Source organism: Acidovorax facilis, from assembly GCF_023913775.1.
Classification (GTDB): Bacteria; Pseudomonadota; Gammaproteobacteria; order Burkholderiales; family Burkholderiaceae_C; genus Acidovorax; species Acidovorax facilis.
Genome location: NZ_JAMXAX010000131.1, coordinates 1 through 16,299 on the forward strand (window position 1 = coordinate 1; position 16,299 = coordinate 16,299).

The 16,299-nt window shown below is 64.8% G+C and carries 13 protein-coding genes; 4 read left to right on the plus strand and 9 right to left on the minus strand.

All coding sequences use genetic code 11. The annotated features are described in order from the left end of the window. Positions 1–102 precede the first annotated feature (102 nt). On the minus strand, positions 103–1,248 hold the full coding sequence (locus NFX52_RS24780; RefSeq protein ID WP_055401030.1) for an IS481 family transposase: 1,146 nt from the start codon (positions 1,246–1,248) through the stop codon (positions 103–105). Between the two features lie 84 nt (positions 1,249–1,332). Here NFX52_RS24780 and NFX52_RS31140 point away from each other — a divergent pair, with 84 nt between their 5' ends. After that, positions 1,333–1,548, plus strand: a complete 216-nt coding sequence (locus tag NFX52_RS31140; protein WP_082437576.1) for a colicin immunity domain-containing protein — start codon at positions 1,333–1,335, stop codon at positions 1,546–1,548. Between the two features lie 293 nt (positions 1,549–1,841). On the opposite strand, the gene NFX52_RS24785 is transcribed toward NFX52_RS31140, so the two are convergent. The 4 genes from NFX52_RS24785 to NFX52_RS24800 form a co-directional block, all read right to left on the minus strand. Beyond that, positions 1,842–2,984 carry a DUF1513 domain-containing protein gene (locus tag NFX52_RS24785; protein WP_055401032.1) on the minus strand — a complete coding sequence of 381 codons (1,143 nt, stop codon included), beginning with the start codon at positions 2,982–2,984 and terminating at the stop codon, positions 1,842–1,844. Beyond that, complete coding sequence (locus NFX52_RS24790; RefSeq protein ID WP_207402128.1) at positions 2,974–4,080, minus strand: imelysin family protein; 1,107 nt, start codon at positions 4,078–4,080, stop codon at positions 2,974–2,976. Before NFX52_RS24790 ends, NFX52_RS24785 begins: the two co-directional genes overlap by 11 nt. Positions 4,081–4,160: 80 nt before the next feature. Further along, complete coding sequence (locus NFX52_RS24795) at positions 4,161–5,663, minus strand: di-heme oxidoreductase family protein (protein ID WP_055401036.1); 1,503 nt, start codon at positions 5,661–5,663, stop codon at positions 4,161–4,163. 2 nt (positions 5,664–5,665) lie between these two features. Then, complete coding sequence (locus NFX52_RS24800; RefSeq protein ID WP_082437577.1) at positions 5,666–6,871, minus strand: imelysin family protein; 1,206 nt, start codon at positions 6,869–6,871, stop codon at positions 5,666–5,668. A gap of 322 nt (positions 6,872–7,193) precedes the next feature. On the opposite strand from NFX52_RS24800, the gene NFX52_RS24805 reads away from it, so the two are divergent. Further along, the gene (locus NFX52_RS24805; RefSeq protein ID WP_055401038.1) at positions 7,194–9,419 is read left to right on the plus strand and encodes a PhoX family protein; all 2,226 of its coding nucleotides are present in this window, start codon (positions 7,194–7,196) and stop codon (positions 9,417–9,419) included. A 128-nt stretch (positions 9,420–9,547) separates the two neighbouring features. On the opposite strand, the gene NFX52_RS24810 is transcribed toward NFX52_RS24805, so the two are convergent. From NFX52_RS24810 to NFX52_RS24825, 4 genes are all read right to left on the minus strand, one after another. After that, positions 9,548–10,375, minus strand: a complete 828-nt coding sequence (locus tag NFX52_RS24810) for a FecR family protein (RefSeq protein WP_055401040.1) — start codon at positions 10,373–10,375, stop codon at positions 9,548–9,550. Next, the gene (locus NFX52_RS24815) at positions 10,329–11,174 is read right to left on the minus strand and encodes a BPSS1780 family membrane protein (RefSeq protein WP_207402126.1); all 846 of its coding nucleotides are present in this window, start codon (positions 11,172–11,174) and stop codon (positions 10,329–10,331) included. Before NFX52_RS24815 ends, NFX52_RS24810 begins: the two co-directional genes overlap by 47 nt. A 124-nt stretch (positions 11,175–11,298) precedes the next feature. After that, the gene (locus NFX52_RS24820; RefSeq protein WP_055401042.1) at positions 11,299–12,249 is read right to left on the minus strand and encodes a homoserine kinase; all 951 of its coding nucleotides are present in this window, start codon (positions 12,247–12,249) and stop codon (positions 11,299–11,301) included. 114 nt (positions 12,250–12,363) lie between these two features. Beyond that, complete coding sequence (locus NFX52_RS24825) at positions 12,364–12,723, minus strand: hypothetical protein (RefSeq protein WP_055401044.1); 360 nt, start codon at positions 12,721–12,723, stop codon at positions 12,364–12,366. Positions 12,724–12,776: 53 nt separating this feature from the next. Between NFX52_RS24825 and polA the strand changes: the two genes are divergently transcribed. Both polA and NFX52_RS24835 read left to right on the plus strand, forming a co-directional pair. Next, positions 12,777–15,575 carry a DNA polymerase I gene (gene polA, locus NFX52_RS24830; protein ID WP_055401046.1) on the plus strand — a complete coding sequence of 933 codons (2,799 nt, stop codon included), beginning with the start codon at positions 12,777–12,779 and terminating at the stop codon, positions 15,573–15,575. A 92-nt stretch (positions 15,576–15,667) separates the two neighbouring features. Continuing rightward, positions 15,668–16,201, plus strand: a complete 534-nt coding sequence (locus NFX52_RS24835; RefSeq protein WP_156358818.1) for a hypothetical protein — start codon at positions 15,668–15,670, stop codon at positions 16,199–16,201. The last annotated feature ends 98 nt before the right edge of the window (positions 16,202–16,299 follow it).

Sequence of the window (16,299 nt, forward strand, 5' to 3'; positions counted from 1 at the left end):
TGCAGGGCTATCAACATGGCTTCACTCCCTGGGTGGATTGCAAGGACTCTATCAACTCCTTTAGAACCGCTCGCGCCATGAAGAGTGGATAGCGTTTGGAGTCTATGCAATCGTCCGGGATGTGACAGTTAGGTCAATCACCAGGCAGCGGTGATGCGCGAAGAACACTTCAAAGCAGCCGTCCTTGTCCTGCTTGGGCCGGATACCCACCTTGTGGCGGTGCAAGGCATTGCTCAGCTTGTAGCGCTTACCTCTGAACTTCAGGATGCCGTTCCAGTCGACCGTGCGCACCTCGTCTTCACTGCTGTACTGCGGCGGGCTCAATCGCTCAGGGAACGCTCTCTTGCTGGGCCGGTAGCATGTGACCGGGGTGGCTCCGTGCAGTGCTTCATGGGGGCGCTGGTGGTTGTAGACCACACGCCAGCGGTCCAGCGCCTGCTGGACCTTCTGCAGGCTCTCAAAGCACCTTCCCTTGAGCACCTCGATCTCCAGCGTTCGGTGAAAGCGCTCGTCCTTGCCATTGGTTTGCGGGTGGTAGGGCCGACTGTGGCTGACGTGGATGCCCAGTTGTACCAGCCACACGCCCAGCGCTGTGAGCTGGCCAGGCGCACTCGGTGAGCCCCAGGGAGCACCGTTGTCGAAGTTGATCTGCGCAGGCAGGCCGTAGCGCCTGAATACCTCCGTCATGTGCGCTTGCACGATCTCAGTGGCAGTTTTGCCGCAGGCCTGAAGCGCAAGGTTGAAGCGCGAGTGATCGTCCAGCATGGTCAGCGGCGAGCACCGACCCTCAACGGTCTGGAAGTGGCCCTTGAAGTCGGCCTGCCAAAGTGCGTTGGGCTCCTCGCGTTCGAACCGCTGCCAGGGCTTGGCCGCTTCGCTGGCCTCGGGCGTGATCAAGCTGTGGCGGCGCAAGATGGAAGTGATGGTGCTGGGGGCCACGTTGGGTCCACCCAGGTGCTGCAAGCGCCAGCTGATCTTGCGCCCGCCCCACGAGGGATGCTCGATGCGCACATCTATGACGGCCGCCTCCACCTGCGGTGAGGAGCTGCTCGGACTGCTGCGGGGCCTGCGCGATCGGTCTACGAGCCCCTCGCTGCCTTGCTCTTCAAAGCGGTTGAGCCACTTGTACGCGGTTGGGGCGCTGATGCCAAAGCGTCGGCACAGCTGGCGCACGTTGGCCCCTTCTTGCCTTGCCAGCGCAACGAATTCCTGTCTCAGGTTCATGGTGTTGCAAGCCTTCCATGGCATAGCGACCTCCGGCGAAGTTCGCCGAAAGTGTTAACCATGTCCTCGCACACCTGTTAACTATGTGTCCGGTCTGAACACGACAGCATTGATTGCTCCGCGTTTTGCGATCAATACGCCCAGCGTTGGAAAAATGAAAGGGACAGTGGTGAGTTGTTGAAAGATGACTCAAGCACAAGCGATGCGTTGACCAGTATTTTTTGCTTGATTGACTTGTTCAATCCTTCGGATGGCTGGGACGATTGCGAGTTGAACGAAGAAGGTTTTCGCCTCGAAGTATCAAAAATCACAAGAGATTTTTAACGGACTCGTTTGGATTATTCTCAAAATACTTCTCCCTTGATCGTCAATAGGGAAGATCTCCTCGAATCGATTTTGGCTGGGTCGCAGCACAGGGTGAACTAGAACAGCATTGACGCCGTGAGATTGGGCGTGTGGCGCGACCCCGGCATGTGTTGCGCGACGGGCTGTTGCACTGATGCTGTTGGCTCTTTGTCCCCTGCGCAAGCCGTCAGAAACTCTGCGTCAGCGGCACAGCGTGTCGACAAGGAACACGGACCCCGCGCAAGGCCAATAAAACAGTCGCAGCCGCAGTTTCAAGAGGCCACCACCCAGTGGTTGTCCAGCCGCACACCTTGCAGGTTGCGCCCATGCGGGTGGCTTACGGGTGCCGTAGCCTGGGCGTTCTGCAGGCTGGCACCCAGGCCACCCGCCCACAGCGCGCTGCCGTGCACGGCCAGGGGGCAGACCTCGGGTAGGGGCACCAGCCCGCGCCATTCGCCTTGCGATGTGTACGTGGCAATGCCATTGGCGCGCGGGCAGCTGACGGCCCAGCCCGCAGGTGTGGCGGCCATGCTGCCGCCGTAGCCGTGGATGCTTTGTGCAATGCGCTCGGGCGTGGGCACTACGCGCAAGGCCGTGCCGTCGAACAGGGCCAGCACGGGGGCGGCGTCTTTGGTCGCGGTGTCGTCGTGTTCGGCCTGCAGGGCGATGCCAAGGGTCCGAGCATCGGGGCTCCAGGCCAGATGGCGCAGGCTCAGGCGCTGGTCTTGCAGGTGCCATTGGCCCAGCAGACGGCCGGTGTGGCCGTCCAGCCGCACGATGGACGAATCCATCGTTTGCAGGTCGCGCTTGACCCGGCCGGTTTCGGGCGCGGTGGGTACGCCGCCGTTGGCAACGATGACGGTGGGCGCGCCGTGGTGGGTGGTGCGCGTGTCCCAGGTCAGCTCGTGCGCGTCGATGCCGTGGGTGGGCCATTCGGCGATTTTTTGCAGGGTGCGGGCGTCGCGCACGCCGACCCAGCTGGCGCCGGTTTCTGCATCCGTTTCGGTGGTGAACAAACGGGCCCCGTCTGCGCTGGCGATGACATGGCCGTTGAAGCTGCGCTCACCGTCCTGCCACAGCCATTGAGGCTCCGCGCGTTGGCCGGGCCACCAGCGTACCAGCCAGTCGCCGGGGCGGCGGGCGGTGGCCAGCACGGAGCCATCGGGCAGCACAAGAAGGCCGTGGGCGCGGGTGGGGACTTCGAGCGATGCGTGGATCTGCAACGGCTGCCCGGCGCCCGGTTGCGTGGACAGCAGCCCGATGTGAAAGCTGCCCTCGCGCTCCCAGGCGGCAGCCAAGTGCATGGTGCCGTTGTTTCTGGCGAACGCGGAGGCCGGAGCGAACGCCCACGCTCCCAGGCCTGCCAGCGCGGCCAGCCCTGCCAGCGTTTGGCGGCGGTGGAGGTCAATCACCATCGGCGTCAGAAAAACCAATGCTCACCTGCAGCGCCGGTGCCACTTCGGATTCGGCCAGATACTTGAGTGCGGCCAGATCCTTCGCGGTCTGCTGGATGGTGGCCTTGTTCTGCACGCCCGCTTTTTGCACCTGCGCCATCGATGCATCCACCTTGCCGGTGGCCAGGTGCAGTTTGTCGGCCAGCGGGTTCAGGCCCTTGCCGCGCAAATACATCTCCAGCGGCACCAGCGCCTCGCCGGGCGCGGGTGTGGCGGCGTTCGCAGGCAGGGCGGTCACGCTGCGCAGGCCTGCCCAGGTGGCGGCCCAGGCGGCCAGGGTGTCGCCGCTGGCAGAACGTGGGTAGTCGGGGGTGCGGCTGCCAGATCCCGATCCAGCGGCGCGCAAGGGCTTTTCCATCTGCGCCCAGCGCAGGCGTTCGATTCCGCCCACCCATTGGTTCACAAACTCGCTGATGGCCTGGGTGGACTGCTCCTGTTCGTCCTCGGCGCCCCAGTCGGTGCCTGCGGCGGTGGTGAAGGCGGCTTGCAAGGCGGCGGATTCGCGGGCCACGTCCTGCGCCACTTCGTGTGCGTAGCTGCAGGCAAGGCTGCCGGGCTGCACGGGGCGGGTCCACAGCAGCCATTCCAGCGCGGGCAGGCCCTTGGCGGGGGTGCCGATGCGCTCGAAGGCCTTGGCGCCCTGGGGCTGGGTGACGACGGCTTTTTCGATCAGCGCGGGGCGGGTGGGCGTGAAGTCGATGGCGCGCTGGCTGCGGCGGGCGATGACGGGGCCAATCGACACGGCCGCCAATTGCTCCCACGCGCGTGCTGTCGTTTGCCAGGCCATGCGTGCGGCGGCCAAGGCCGCCTTGCTGTCACTGGCCGGGGCCTGGCACAGTGCGGCCACGGCGGGCGCCAGGGCGCGGGCGTTCTGGTCAAAGTCTTTGGCGCGGGGCAGGGCCCAATGCCCGTAGAAGCCCTGCAGCGCGTGTACGGTGTCGTAGAACGGCACGGCTTCGCGCTGCCAGGCGGGGGCGGCTGCGGCAGTCTGGGCCTGCGCAGCTACGGGGGGCATTGCGGTCAGCAGCAGGGCGGCAGCAAGGAGGGATGTTTTCATCGCCGGGCCGCCCCAAGATGAAAACGCGGCCCCCTCGGGGGGCAGCGACCCGCGAAGCGGCGGAGCGTGGGGGGCAATACTCATAGCGACTCCACAAATTTCACCAGCGCATCACGGTCGGCCTTCTTCATTTTCAGCACCTGGTCCTTGGCTGCTTCGGCCTCGCCGCCGTGCCACAGCACCGCCTCCAGCACGCCGCGCGCGCGGCCGTCGTGCAGCAGGCGCGTGTGGCCGTTCACATCCTTGATCAGGCCGGTGCCCCACAGTGCGGGAGTCTTCCACTGGCGGCCGTTGGCGCCAAAGTCGGGCCGGTTGTCGGCCAGGCGTTCGCCCATGTCGTGCAGCAGCAGGTCGGTGTAGGGCCAGATGCGCTGGCCGTTCAGGGCTTTGCTGGTCAGCGTGGGGAAGGGGCCTTCCCTGGTCACGTAGCTGGGCCGGTGGCAGGTAGCGCACTGGGCCTGGGCAAACAAGGCCTGACCGCGTTGCACCTGCACGTCGTTGACGTTACGGCGCGCGGGCGGTGCCAGCGTGGCCTGGTAGAAGATCACGTCGGCGAGGGTCTTGTCGTCGATCTCCACAGCCGGCTGGCCTTGCACGCTGGCGCCCTCCTTGCCACTTTTGCCGCTGGGTGCTGCCAGGCAGTCCTTTTGTGCGGGGGTGCAGGTCTCGTGCGCGAAGTGGCGGGACGTGATGCCCATGTCGCCCAGAAAGGCGCCGCCCGTCTGGTGCGCGATGGTGGCCACATTGGCCTTCCAGCCAAATCGCCCTGTCATCATGCTGCCCGAGGGCGCGTCCCACACTTTGTTGGCTTGGCCTTTGATGGGGCCGGGCGCGGCGGCCTGGTCGGCTGCGTTGGCCAGGATGTCGGCCTCGGCAATCGCTTCGAGGAGGCCCACGCCGATAATCTGCGGCGCAATGCGCGGGCTGCTCGTCACGTCCGGGTGCATGGGGCCGTAGCCCAGGTCGGCGAAGCCATACACGGGCTTTTGCAGTGTGTAAGGCATGCCGTCGGCAAACTGGCCTTTGATCGTTTCGTAGCGCAGCGTGACGCGCCCTTCAGGGCTGACGCCCTGGATGGCCGCGTTGTTGAACTGGTCTCCATACACCGGGTCGGGCTTGGGCCCGCCATGCGCGTCTTTGCCGGGGATGGACAGGCGGATCAGCAGGGCCACGGTCGGGTCCTTGGTCTCGCCCAGGCGGTTGAAGATCGCTGGCGGCTCGCCCCGGCCGTCCTGCACGTGGCAGCCACCGCACGAGCGCGCGATGAAGTGCGGGCCCAGGCCATCACGGGCCTTGGTGGATGCAGGGGCCTCGACCCAGTTGCGGCGAAAGAACGAGTTGCCGATGACAAAGCGCGTGCGTTCCTCATCGGTCAGGTTGGCGGCTGGGAACGAGAAGGCATTGCGCCCGGTGGCGAATACGGTGGTCTCGCCGCCGGTTTTTTCGCCCTGCGGGTCGGGTTGGGGGGCCGCCGTCAGCGATGGAATGCCCAGGCTGCCGAAGCCGGCGAGCGCGACGATGGCGGTGCTGGCAGCCGCCAGGCGCACAGCGCGCTGGCGGCGTTTGGCTCGCGAGATCTGCATGTTCAAGGCTGGACCAGCGTCAACTTGGTGATGCCAATGGCGTTGGCGGCAGCGACCAGGTCTTTGCTTTGTTGTGTGAGGCTGTCGATGGTCTTCTGGATGCGCTGGCGGCCTGGGGCGTCCTTGCCGCCGATGATTTCGCGATCGAACGGGGCCTGAATGCCTTCTGCGGCGACCACCGATGCGGCGATCTGCTGCGTGGTCTTGTCGGCCAGCGCGGCGTCCCTGGCGGCCACCAGGTCACGCAGCGAAGGGCCTTGCAGCACCGTGCCGTTGGCCTGCTTGTACTGGCCCAGCCACACGTTCTGGATGCCCAGTGCGTTGGTCACCGCATCGCGATGGGTGTTGTCCGAAAAGCACGAGTGCTCGTCTTCCTGGTCCTGGCTGTTCAGCGCCACTTCCAGCCGTTCGCCGGCCAATTCGCCGCGCGACAGCGAGCCCAGGCCCACCAGCATCTTGCGCACCGATTCCTGGCCACCTTTGACGAAGCGGGCGCGGTAGTTGTTCTTGGCATCTGGCGCCCAGGCCTTCACCAGCGTGGTGAGGTCGTCAATGAGCAGCTCTGTCACCACGTTCAGGTATTGGCGGCGGCGGTCGGCATTGGGGGCCTTGCCATCCACAAAGTCTTCAAAGCTGCGGTTGCCCGGGCCGGTGTCTGACAGGTCCTGGCCCCACAGGAAGAACTCGATGGCGTGCCATCCCGTGGCAATGTTTTCTTCGCCGCCACGCTCGTTCTGCGCGGACAGGTTCTTCTTGTTGATGGTGAACTTGCGGTTGTTCACCAGCCCGGCGTTGGCCTTGCCTTGCACGCTGTCCACAAACGATTCGTCCATGGGCCAGGCGTTGATGCGGCCTTCCGGGCCGTTGTCGTTGTCAATGGGGCCGCCGTAGAAGCGGAAGGCTTCGGTCTGCCCGTAGAACTCGCGTGCGGCCAACCAGGTCTTGCGGGCTTCGGCCAGCGTTTCTGCAGAGGGCTTGGCGGTGAATGCCAGCACTGCGGCCTGCAGGGCCTTGGCAGCATTCAGCGTGTCTGTGTAGTTGGCATGCACCAGGTGGCCGTAGTGCGCGGCCACCATGTTGGTGTTCACCGCCTGTGCGTTGGCCGACGGGGCCGGCGCACCACCTGCCTGCGCTGCTGCGTGAGTGCCATAGGTGCACAGGGCCAGAGCGGCTACCAGGACCGAGGTCTTCAGAAAGGAATGGGGCATGCAGAGGTCTCCGGGGCAAAGGGGCGCGCAGGCCATGGCATGGAAGGCGGTTGGGCCTGCAAGGGCGCTGCGGTGGTCAACGAAGGGGCCGCACTGGCTGAGGGAGCCTGTGCACCACAAGGTGCGAGGGCGTGGCTGGGTGGGCGAAGGCAGGTTTTGATTATACAAATAGTAGTGATTCGTATTTGTGTATGTCCATCTCTGGTGCGACCACCAGCTTGCAGGGACCGACTGTCATCAAACCGCCGCAAAAGCTTCACGGCGATGTCACCCACGGTTTCTACGCTCCATGGGTTTTGTAACCAACAACCCGAGGAACCCCATGAACCACCGTGTGGCTGCGCCAGAGCAGGCGATTGACTTCAACAACGAGAACTCCAACACCTCTGCCAACCCCAGCTTTGATGCGGTGCTGGGCGCTCGCCTGTCGCGCCGTGGCCTTCTGCGGGGCAGCGTGGGCACGGTGGGCACCACGGTGCTGGCGGGCTTTGGCGTGTCGGCCTGCGGCGGCAGCGACGACCCTGCAGTGACTCCACCCCCTGCCGGCCCCAAGCTGCTGGGCTTTGGCGCGGTGCCCAAGAGCCTGGCCGACGTGGTGGCCGTGCCTGCGGGCTACACCGCCAGCGTGCTGTTTGCGCTGGGCGACCCCATTGCAGCAGGCGTGGCTGCCTACAAGAACGATGGCACCGATGGTGACTTCGACAAGCGCGGTGGCGATCACCACGACGGCATGGAATGGTTTGGCCTGGGGGCTGACGGCAAGCGCAACGACAACGCCATCGAGCGCGGGCTGCTGGCCATCAACCACGAAGCCACCACCGACGAGAAGCTGTCGTCCCACTTCCTGCATGCCAACGGCGGCACGACCACCTTGCCACGCCCTGCGGCCGAAATCGACAAGGAAACGGCGATCCACGGCATTGCCGTGATCGAAGTCGCCAAGTCGGGTGGCAAGTGGGCCTACGTGCAGAACTCTGCGCTCAACTTCCGCCTGACGGCATTGAGCCCCATCGAGATCTCGGGCCCTGCGCGTGGCAATGCGCAGATGATCACCAAGTTCTCCCCCACGGGCACCACCACGCGCGGCACGCTGAACAACTGCGGCACGGGCAAAACGCCCTGGGGCACGTTCCTCACCGGTGAGGAAAACTGGTTTGGTTACTTCACGCGTGGCGCTGCCGACGATGCCGCACGCGGCAACGACAAGAGCGTCACGGCCCTCAAGCGCTATGGCCGCAACCAGGGTGCTGCATCGCGCCACGGCTGGGAGAGCGGCGGTGCCGCCGACCAGTACCAGCGCTGGAACAACAGCAAGACCGGCACGTCGGTGGACGGCAGCGATGACTACCGCAACGAGATGAATGGCATGGGCTACATCGTCGAGATCGATGCCTACGACAAGACCCGCATGGCCAAGAAGCGCACGGGCCTGGGCCGCTTCGCGCACGAAAGCGCGGCGTTTGGCAAGGTTGAGGCAGGCAAGCCGCTGTCGGTGTACATGGGTGACGATTCGCGCGGCGAATACATCTACAAGTTTGTGTCCACCGCGCTGTGGAATGCCGCCGATGCCAATGCCGCCGACCGCATGGCCGTGGGCGACAAGTACCTGGACAGCGGTAAGCTGTATGTGGCCAAGTTCAATGCCGATGGCACGGGCACCTGGGTCGAGCTGGCGCTGGCCAACACCGCCATCAGCGGCTATGCAGCCTACAAGTTTGCCGATGCAGCCGACATCGCCATCAACACCCGCCTGGCGGCGGATGCCGTGGGCGCCACCAAGATGGACCGCCCCGAATGGAACGCCGTGAACCCCGCCAACGGCGAGATCTATTTCACGCTGACCAACAACAGCAACCGCAGTGTGAACCCCACGGGTAGCCAGTACCTGCCAGACGCCGCCAACCCACGTGCCTACACCGACATGAAGGGCACCTCGGCACAGACCGGTAACCCCAACGGCCACCTGGTGCGCATGAAAGAAGGCGCCTCGGTCTCGGCCTTTACCTGGGACGTGTACCTGTTCGGCGCCGAAGCCGGGGCCGACAAGGCGCTGGTCAACATCTCGTCGCTGACGGCTGACCAGGACTTCTCCAGCCCCGACGGCCTGGCCTTCAGCAAGGCCACCGGCATCTGCTGGATCCAGACCGACGACGGCGCCTACACCGACGTGACCAACTGCATGATGCTGGCCGCTGTGCCCGGCCAGGTGGGTGACGGCGGCAAGAAGACGCTGAGCTACACCAAGACCGACGGCAGCAAGCTGGACATCGTGACCCCCGTGGGCAAGGCTGCCACTGAAAGCACGCTCAAGCGTTTCCTGGTCGGCCCCAAGGGCAGCGAAATCACCGGGGTGGCCGAAACGCCCGACGGCAAGGCCATCTTCGTGAACATCCAGCACCCCGGTGAAGGCACCGCCTTGGCCAATGTGGGCGACGCCACCAAGTACCAGAGCCAGTGGCCCGCCAACGCAGGTTACGGCGCAGGCAAGCGCCCCCGCTCGGCCACCATCGTGATCACCAAGAACGACGGCGGCGTGATCGGGACCTGATCCCCCGCTAGTTCGTTTTTTTGACCGACCCGGCCCGCTGGCCAGGGGGTTGCCACCAACAGGGCAACCCACTGGCCAGTGGGCCTTGTGCGTTGCGGTGGGCGCGTTGCCAGGGGCTTGGTCGGCGGTCAGTAGGTGCTGGTGTCGCCGGGGGGCGGTGGCACGGCGCGGGTGGGGGCCGTGGGTACCGGCGGTGTGGTTCCTGGTGTTGTGCCGCCGGGCGCGGGGTAGTTCATCTGCCCGCTGCCGTCTTTGGTGCCCTTGCGCCCGGCAATCTGCCAGGCCGTGCGCTGGCCGATGAGGCCGGCCAGAAACTCCAGCTCTTCGTCGGTGTGGTTGATGGCACCAGCAGGGGTCAGAAGGCGGCCGTCGCGCGGCGCAGGCTCGGCCCAGAACGACTGGTGGTAGACCGACTGGCTGACCACGCTTTCGTTGCCAGCGGCCAGGTCCACCGTTCCATAGCAGTTGCAGAAGTAGCCCCGGTGGTCCAGCTCGGGGAACACCTCGGCATACACACCCGTGCCCCGGATACCCGCCGTGGCGGTGGGCAAAATCACCTGCCGGTCGGTGCCTTGCCCCCACACGCTGGCCACCGCGCCGGTCAGCACCCGCAGCACCTTGACGGCGGTCGGCGTGTCGCCCTCCAGCGCCAGGCGTGTGTTCTGCCGCACCATGAAAGCGCTGTTGCCCACGGCAAAGATGGCGGTGGAGCCCGGCCCCGTTTCGATGCGGTCACCGGCGGCGATGCTGCCCTGTGCCGTCAGCGCCTGCCCATTGCGCAGCACATCCCCGCGCACTTCGACGATGTTGCTGCGCGATTGCGCCTGCGCGGCCATCCACCCGCCAGCGGCCACCCATGCGGCGGCCGCCTGCAACAGGCTGCGCCGCCGGTGCCACAGAAGCTCGTTGTCAGTCCGGCCCAGGAGCAGGGGAGTCGGGTGGTGGTGGTGTGTCATGGGGCGGCTCGGGTTCTGGGGTTGAAGGGGGCTCGTAGCTGTCACGGAAGGTGAACACCACCGACGTGAAGAACATCGCCGCCATCATCAACGCGGCACCCACCATGATGCCGCCAGCCGCCGATGCCGCAAGTCCCGCCGTAGCCAGCAGTGCCGACACCAGCGCCACCACCAGCCCCCCCAGCAGAAACACGCCCAGCCAACCCAGTCCATAGACCAGGAATGCGCTGAAGTTGCGCACACAGGCCACGATGCTGAAGAACAGCGCCTTGACCGGCGGCACGCCATGCCAGTGCACCAGCCCCGGGGCATGCCAGAACAGCAGCGACAGCGGCAGGTACAGCACCATGGAGAGCCACATCGCGCTCTGGAACGCCGGGTCTTCGGCCACTTCCTTGCTGAGCTGGGCACCGCCCAGGTACACCTTGGCGAACTGCCCGCCGTCGATCAGGGCCGACAGGCCCATTACCGCCAGAAAGCAAGCCGCATACAGGGCGCCCAGCACCAGCATGTCACGCAGCCGCTGCTGCCCGGTGCGAAACGCCACCAGCAGCACGGCCGGTGTGGGAAACCGCCCCTGCGAGGCTTGCGCCGCCGCCACCATCATGGCCAGAGTGGCCGATGGCAACAGCATCAGCGCCACCGCAGGGCCGACCAGCGGAATCATGGAGGCCAGCGACATGGCCGCCATGGTCATGAAAAACAGCGCTGCCAGTGCCATGGGCTGCTTCCAGAACGTCCGTATACCAAGCTTGACCCAGGTCATGCCAGTGCGGGCGGGGACGATGTGGAGTTTCATGAAGGTGCTGCTGAAGAAAGGTGGGGCCTGCGCCCGGGCATTGCCGGCAGCCAGAAGGCCGCCCATGGCAGTGCAATAGCTTGGAATTTACCCCAGCGGCCCATTCCGGCCACTGCACAAGGGCTCAGGCGTGCACTGGGTGTGCAAGGCGAGCACGCAAGACGCGCTCGAAATGGGTGGGGTCGTGCGGCGTGAGCATCGAGGCTTCGCGCGGCAGGTAAAAGTCCCACAGGCGCGAGATCCAGAACCGCAAGGCACCGGCGCGCAGCATGGCAGGCAGCAGTTCGCGTTCGGCCGCGTTGAGCGGGCGCACTGCCTGGTAGGCGTCCAGCATGCGGGTGGCGCGCTCGGCGTCGTGCGCGCCGGTGGCCAGGTCGATGCACCAGTCGTTCAGACACACCGCCAGGTCAAACAGCCAGGTGTCCACGCCCGCAAAGTAGAAGTCGAAGAAACCCGTGAGCTCCTCGCCATCGAACATCACGTTGTCGCGGAACAGGTCGGCGTGCACGGGGCCCCTGGGCAGTGCGGCATACGTGGCGCTGGCCGCCACATGGTTCTGGTAGGCCAGCTCGGACCGCAGCAGGGCGGCCTGGGCCGAATCGATGTGGGGCAGCACCACGGGCACGGTTTCGTTCCACCAGGGCAGGCCGCGCAAGTTGGGCTGGTGCCGGTCAAACCCACGCCCCGCCAGGTGCATGCGGGCCAGCATGGTGCCCACGGCCGCGCAGTGCACGCCCTGGGGTGCGAGCTGGCTTTTGCCGCGTAGCTTGTTCACCACCGCAGCGGGTTTGCCACACACGGTGTGCAGGATGTCGCCGTTCTTGTCAGCACGCGGGTCGGGCACGGGCACGCCGCCGTGCGCCAGGTGTTTCATCAGGTACAGGTAGAACGGCAGTTGTGCCGCCGTGAGGCGCTCGAACAGCGTGAGCACGAACTCGCCCTGGTCGCTGGTCAGAAAGTAGTTGGTGTTCTCAATGCCACCCTCAATGCCGCGCAGCTCTACCAGCTCACCCAGTTGCAAACGGCGCAGCAGCTCGCGCGCCTCGGTGTTGGAGACTTCGGTAAAAACGGCCATCGCTCAGGGGGGTTACAAAGAAATGAAAAACTGGCAGAAGAAGGGCAGGGCGTGCAGCGGCTTCATGGGGGCAGCGCGGTGGCGCTGCCAAATACCGCAGTCGCTGCAGGGAGCTCAGAACTTCAGCACGTTCCAGACACGCGGGGCGGTGGTGGTCTCGGCGCCGCTGTTGCTGCCTGCGCGGCTGCGTGCGCCATCGGGCGACTGCACTTCGTAGCCGGGCATGTTGCCGGTCTTGGGCTGCACCGAAATCGTCTGTGTTTGCCCGCCCACACGCAGCTCATCAACGCGGCTGCCCGCGTCTTCCACCTGGATGCGCTCGGTACGCTGGTTGGTGCGGCCTGCAGATTGCTCTTGATTTGAGAGCGCTTCGCGCTTGTCCGTCGTGCCCTGAGGGGCATTTTGGCTTGGATTTTGGGCCAGGGCGGTGCCGGAGGCAATGCCCAGCAGCAAAAGGAGGTAGAGAGCGCGCATCGGGCGATTGTAGAGCGCTGCCTGGATGGAGCCCGGCCGTGCACAATCCGTGCATGACTGACAAAAAGACCCTGGTGCTGGTGGACGGCTCCAGCTACCTCTACCGCGCCTTCCACGCCATGCCCGACCTGCGGGCGGTGCCGGGCGACCCCACAAGCCCTGCCACCGGTGCCATTCGCGGCATGATCAACATGATGCAGGCCCTGCGCAAAGAGGTGACTGCCGACTACGCCGTCTGCGTGTTCGACGCCAGCGGCCCCACCTTCCGCGATGCCCTGTACACCGAATACAAGGCCACGCGCTCACCCATGCCCGACGACCTGCGCAGCCAGATCGAGCCCATCCACCAGGTGGTGGACCTGCTGGGCTGGAAGGTAGTGGCCGTGCCCGGCGTGGAGGCCGACGACGTGATCGCCACTTTGGCCCACGTGGCGGCCGCACAGGGCATCGAGGTCATTGTGTCCAGCGGCGACAAAGATTTGAGCCAACTCGTCAACGAGCACATCACCATCATCGACACCATGAGCGGCAAGCGCCGCGATGTGGCGGGCGTGACAGCCGAGTTTGGCGTGCCGCCTGCGCTGATGGTGGACTACCAGGCCCTGGTGGGCGACACCGTGGACAACGTGCCCGGCGTGACCAAGGTGGGGCCCAAGACGGCCGCCAAGTGGCTGGAGGAATATGGCTCGCTCGACAACCTGATTGCCAATGCCGACGCCATCAAGGGCGTGGCGGGCAACAACCTGCGCGAGGCCATTGCCAGCGGCCAGCTGGCCTTGAGCCGCCAGCTCGTCACCATGAAGACCGACTGCGCGCTGGCCGACTACATCCCCGGCCTGCCTGGGTTTGATGACATCACGCTCGACGCGCCAGACAACGCCGGCCTGCTGCCGTTTTACGAACAATACGGCTTCAAGGGCCTGGCCGCTGCCATCAAGGGTGCAGCCGCCCCAGCGGCTACAGCCCCCACCGTCGCCATGCCCGGCCAGAGCGGCGATCTGTTTGCCGACCACTCCGCCAGCACCGTGGCCGAAGAAGCCCAGCACCGCACCGTGGTGTACGACACCATCCTGAACTGGGCGGACTTTGACCAGTGGCTGGAGCGCCTGCACAAAGCCCCACTCGCGGCCATCGACACCGAGACCGACTCCCTCGACGAAATGCGTGCGCAAATCGTCGGCATCTCTTTCAGCGTACAGCCCGGCGAGGCTGCCTACATCCCCCTGCGCCACGAAGGCCCCGACGCGCCCGCGCAACTGCCGCTGGATGATGTGCTCGCCCGCCTCAAGCCCTGGCTGGAAGACCCCAAGCACCACAAGCTGGGCCAGCACATCAAGTACGACCGCCATGTGTTCGCCAACCACGGCATCGAGGTGCAGGGCTACGCGCACGACACCATGCTGCAAAGCTACGTGCTCGAAGTGCACAAGCCCCACAACCTCACCAGCCTGGCCGAGCGCCATACTGGCCGCAAAGGCATCAGCTACGAAGACCTGTGCGGCAAAGGCGCGCACCAGATCCCGTTTGCGCAAGTGCCCGTGGACAAAGCCGCCGCCTACTCGTGCGAAGACTCCGACCAGACCCTGGACGTACACAACGCCCTGTGGCCCCTGCTGCAGGCGGACGACAAACTGCGCTTTATCTATGAGCTGGAGATGCAAAGCAGCGAGGCCCTGTACCGTATCGAACGCAACGGCGTGCTCATTGACGCCCCCACCCTGGCCGCCCAAAGCCACGAGCTGGGCCAGCGCATCTTGCAGCTGGAGACCGAGGCGTACGAGATTGCAGGCCAGCCCTTCAACCTGAGCAGCCCCAAGCAACTGGGCGAAATCTTCTTCGACAAGCTGGGCATGCCCGTGGTGAAGAAGACCGCCACCGGTGCCCGCAGCACCGACGAAGAAGTGCTGGAAAAGCTGGCCGAGGACTACCCCCTGCCCGCCAAGCTGCTGGAGCACCGGGGCCTCGTCAAGCTCAAAGGCACCTACACCGACAAGCTGGCCCAGTTGGCGCTGCCACGCACAGGCCGCGTGCACACCCACTACGCGCAGGCCGTGGCCGTCACCGGCCGCTTGTCCAGCAACGACCCCAACCTGCAAAACATCCCCATCCGCACCCCCGAAGGCCGCCGCGTGCGCGAGGCCTTTGTGGCCCCCGCAGGCCGCGTGATCGCCAGCGCCGACTACTCCCAAATCGAGCTGCGCATCATGGCCCACCTGAGCGGCGACCACTCGCTGCTGCACGCCTTCCACGCCGGGCTGGACGTGCACCGCGCCACCGCTGCCGAAGTGTTTGGGGTGGAGGTCGATCAGGTCACCAGCGAGCAACGCCGCTACGCCAAGGTCATCAACTTTGGCCTCATCTACGGCATGAGCAGCTTTGGCCTTGCCAAGAACTTAGGGATAGAGACCAAGGCCGCCGCCGCGTACATCGACAAATACTTCCAGCGCTACCCCGGCGTAAAGCAGTACATGGACGACACCAAGGCCGCCGCCAAATCCATGGGCTATGTGGAGACCGTGTTTGGCCGCCGCTTGTACCTGCCCGAAATCAACTCCCCCAACGGCCCCCGCCGCGCCGGGGCCGAGCGCGCCGCTATTAACGCGCCCATGCAGGGCACGGCCGCCGACCTCATCAAGCTCGCGATGGTGGCCGTGCAGAAGGAGCTGGATGCCCACAAGCCGGATATCCAAATGATCATGCAGGTGCACGACGAACTGGTGTTCGAGCTGCCCGAGGGCGAGGTGGACTGGCTCAAGACCCACATCCCGCGCTTGATGGCGGACGTGGCGGCGCTGAAGGTGCCATTGCTGGCGGAGGTGGGGGTGGGGGCTAATTGGGATAAGGCGCATTGAGGATCGGCGTTCAGGATTGAGTAAACCGTCTTGCACGACTTCTATTCGTTACCCCACGCTTTAAAGCCGTGGACTTGCTGTGGAGGTGTGGATTGGATTCAGTTCAGTTGAAGGCCCTAGCCGTTGAGATCGCTGGTGCTTTAGGGCTACCTCCTTGGTGGGCTTATCTGCTTATGTTGAGTCTCGTTGGAGGAGCGGCTTTTCTGGGTTCCTACCTGAGCGAGAAAGGTAAAGGTCTGGCCACAAAAGAAGATGTTGAGAAGCTCACTAATAAAGTAGAGGGCATTAAGCGACAGCACCTAGAGATCCTTGAGGATTTAAAGGCTGGGCATCAACTCCGAATGGTTGCTGCTGAAAGACGTTTGCAGGCGCATCAGGACGCATTTGCTTTGATGCGTGAGCAATTCAATGCGATGCACACAAAAGAAGCTGGGGTGGTCGCAGGAAGGTGTCTTCAATGGTGGGAGCGCAACTGCGTGTATCTTGGGCCGAAGAGCGCTCAGGCTTTCTATGACGCCCTCTGGGCTGCGGCACGGCATGAAAGTTTCTTGTCCTCTAGAGCCCCTGACGAAGCGGTCTCGGAAAACTGGAAAAAGATCAGTAAGCGACCAGCCGTACCACCTTGAACAGTCCCGCGACATCTCGCAAGATCGTGTGCACGTAAACCATCGTGGACACCATGCTCAAAGATTCAGAGACACCGAGATATGCGACGCGGCGTACC

What these genes read in the sequence shown, in the direction of transcription:
- NFX52_RS24780 (WP_055401030.1), bottom strand. Translation starts at nt 1,248, where the DNA reads ATGCCATGGAAGGCTTGCAACACCATGAACCTGAGACAGGAATTCGTT.
- NFX52_RS24785 (WP_055401032.1), bottom strand. Translation starts at nt 2,984, where the DNA reads ATGGTGATTGACCTCCACCGCCGCCAAACGCTGGCAGGGCTGGCCGCG.
- NFX52_RS24790 (WP_207402128.1), bottom strand. Translation starts at nt 4,080, where the DNA reads ATGAAAACATCCCTCCTTGCTGCCGCCCTGCTGCTGACCGCAATGCCC.
- NFX52_RS24795 (WP_055401036.1), bottom strand. Translation starts at nt 5,663, where the DNA reads ATGCAGATCTCGCGAGCCAAACGCCGCCAGCGCGCTGTGCGCCTGGCG.
- NFX52_RS24800 (WP_082437577.1), bottom strand. Translation starts at nt 6,871, where the DNA reads ATGCCCCATTCCTTTCTGAAGACCTCGGTCCTGGTAGCCGCTCTGGCC.
- NFX52_RS24805 (WP_055401038.1), top strand. Translation starts at nt 7,194, where the DNA reads ATGAACCACCGTGTGGCTGCGCCAGAGCAGGCGATTGACTTCAACAAC.
- NFX52_RS24810 (WP_055401040.1), bottom strand. Translation starts at nt 10,375, where the DNA reads ATGACACACCACCACCACCCGACTCCCCTGCTCCTGGGCCGGACTGAC.
- NFX52_RS24815 (WP_207402126.1), bottom strand. Translation starts at nt 11,174, where the DNA reads ATGAAACTCCACATCGTCCCCGCCCGCACTGGCATGACCTGGGTCAAG.
- NFX52_RS24820 (WP_055401042.1), bottom strand. Translation starts at nt 12,249, where the DNA reads ATGGCCGTTTTTACCGAAGTCTCCAACACCGAGGCGCGCGAGCTGCTG.
- NFX52_RS24825 (WP_055401044.1), bottom strand. Translation starts at nt 12,723, where the DNA reads ATGCGCGCTCTCTACCTCCTTTTGCTGCTGGGCATTGCCTCCGGCACC.
- polA (WP_055401046.1), top strand. Translation starts at nt 12,777, where the DNA reads ATGACTGACAAAAAGACCCTGGTGCTGGTGGACGGCTCCAGCTACCTC.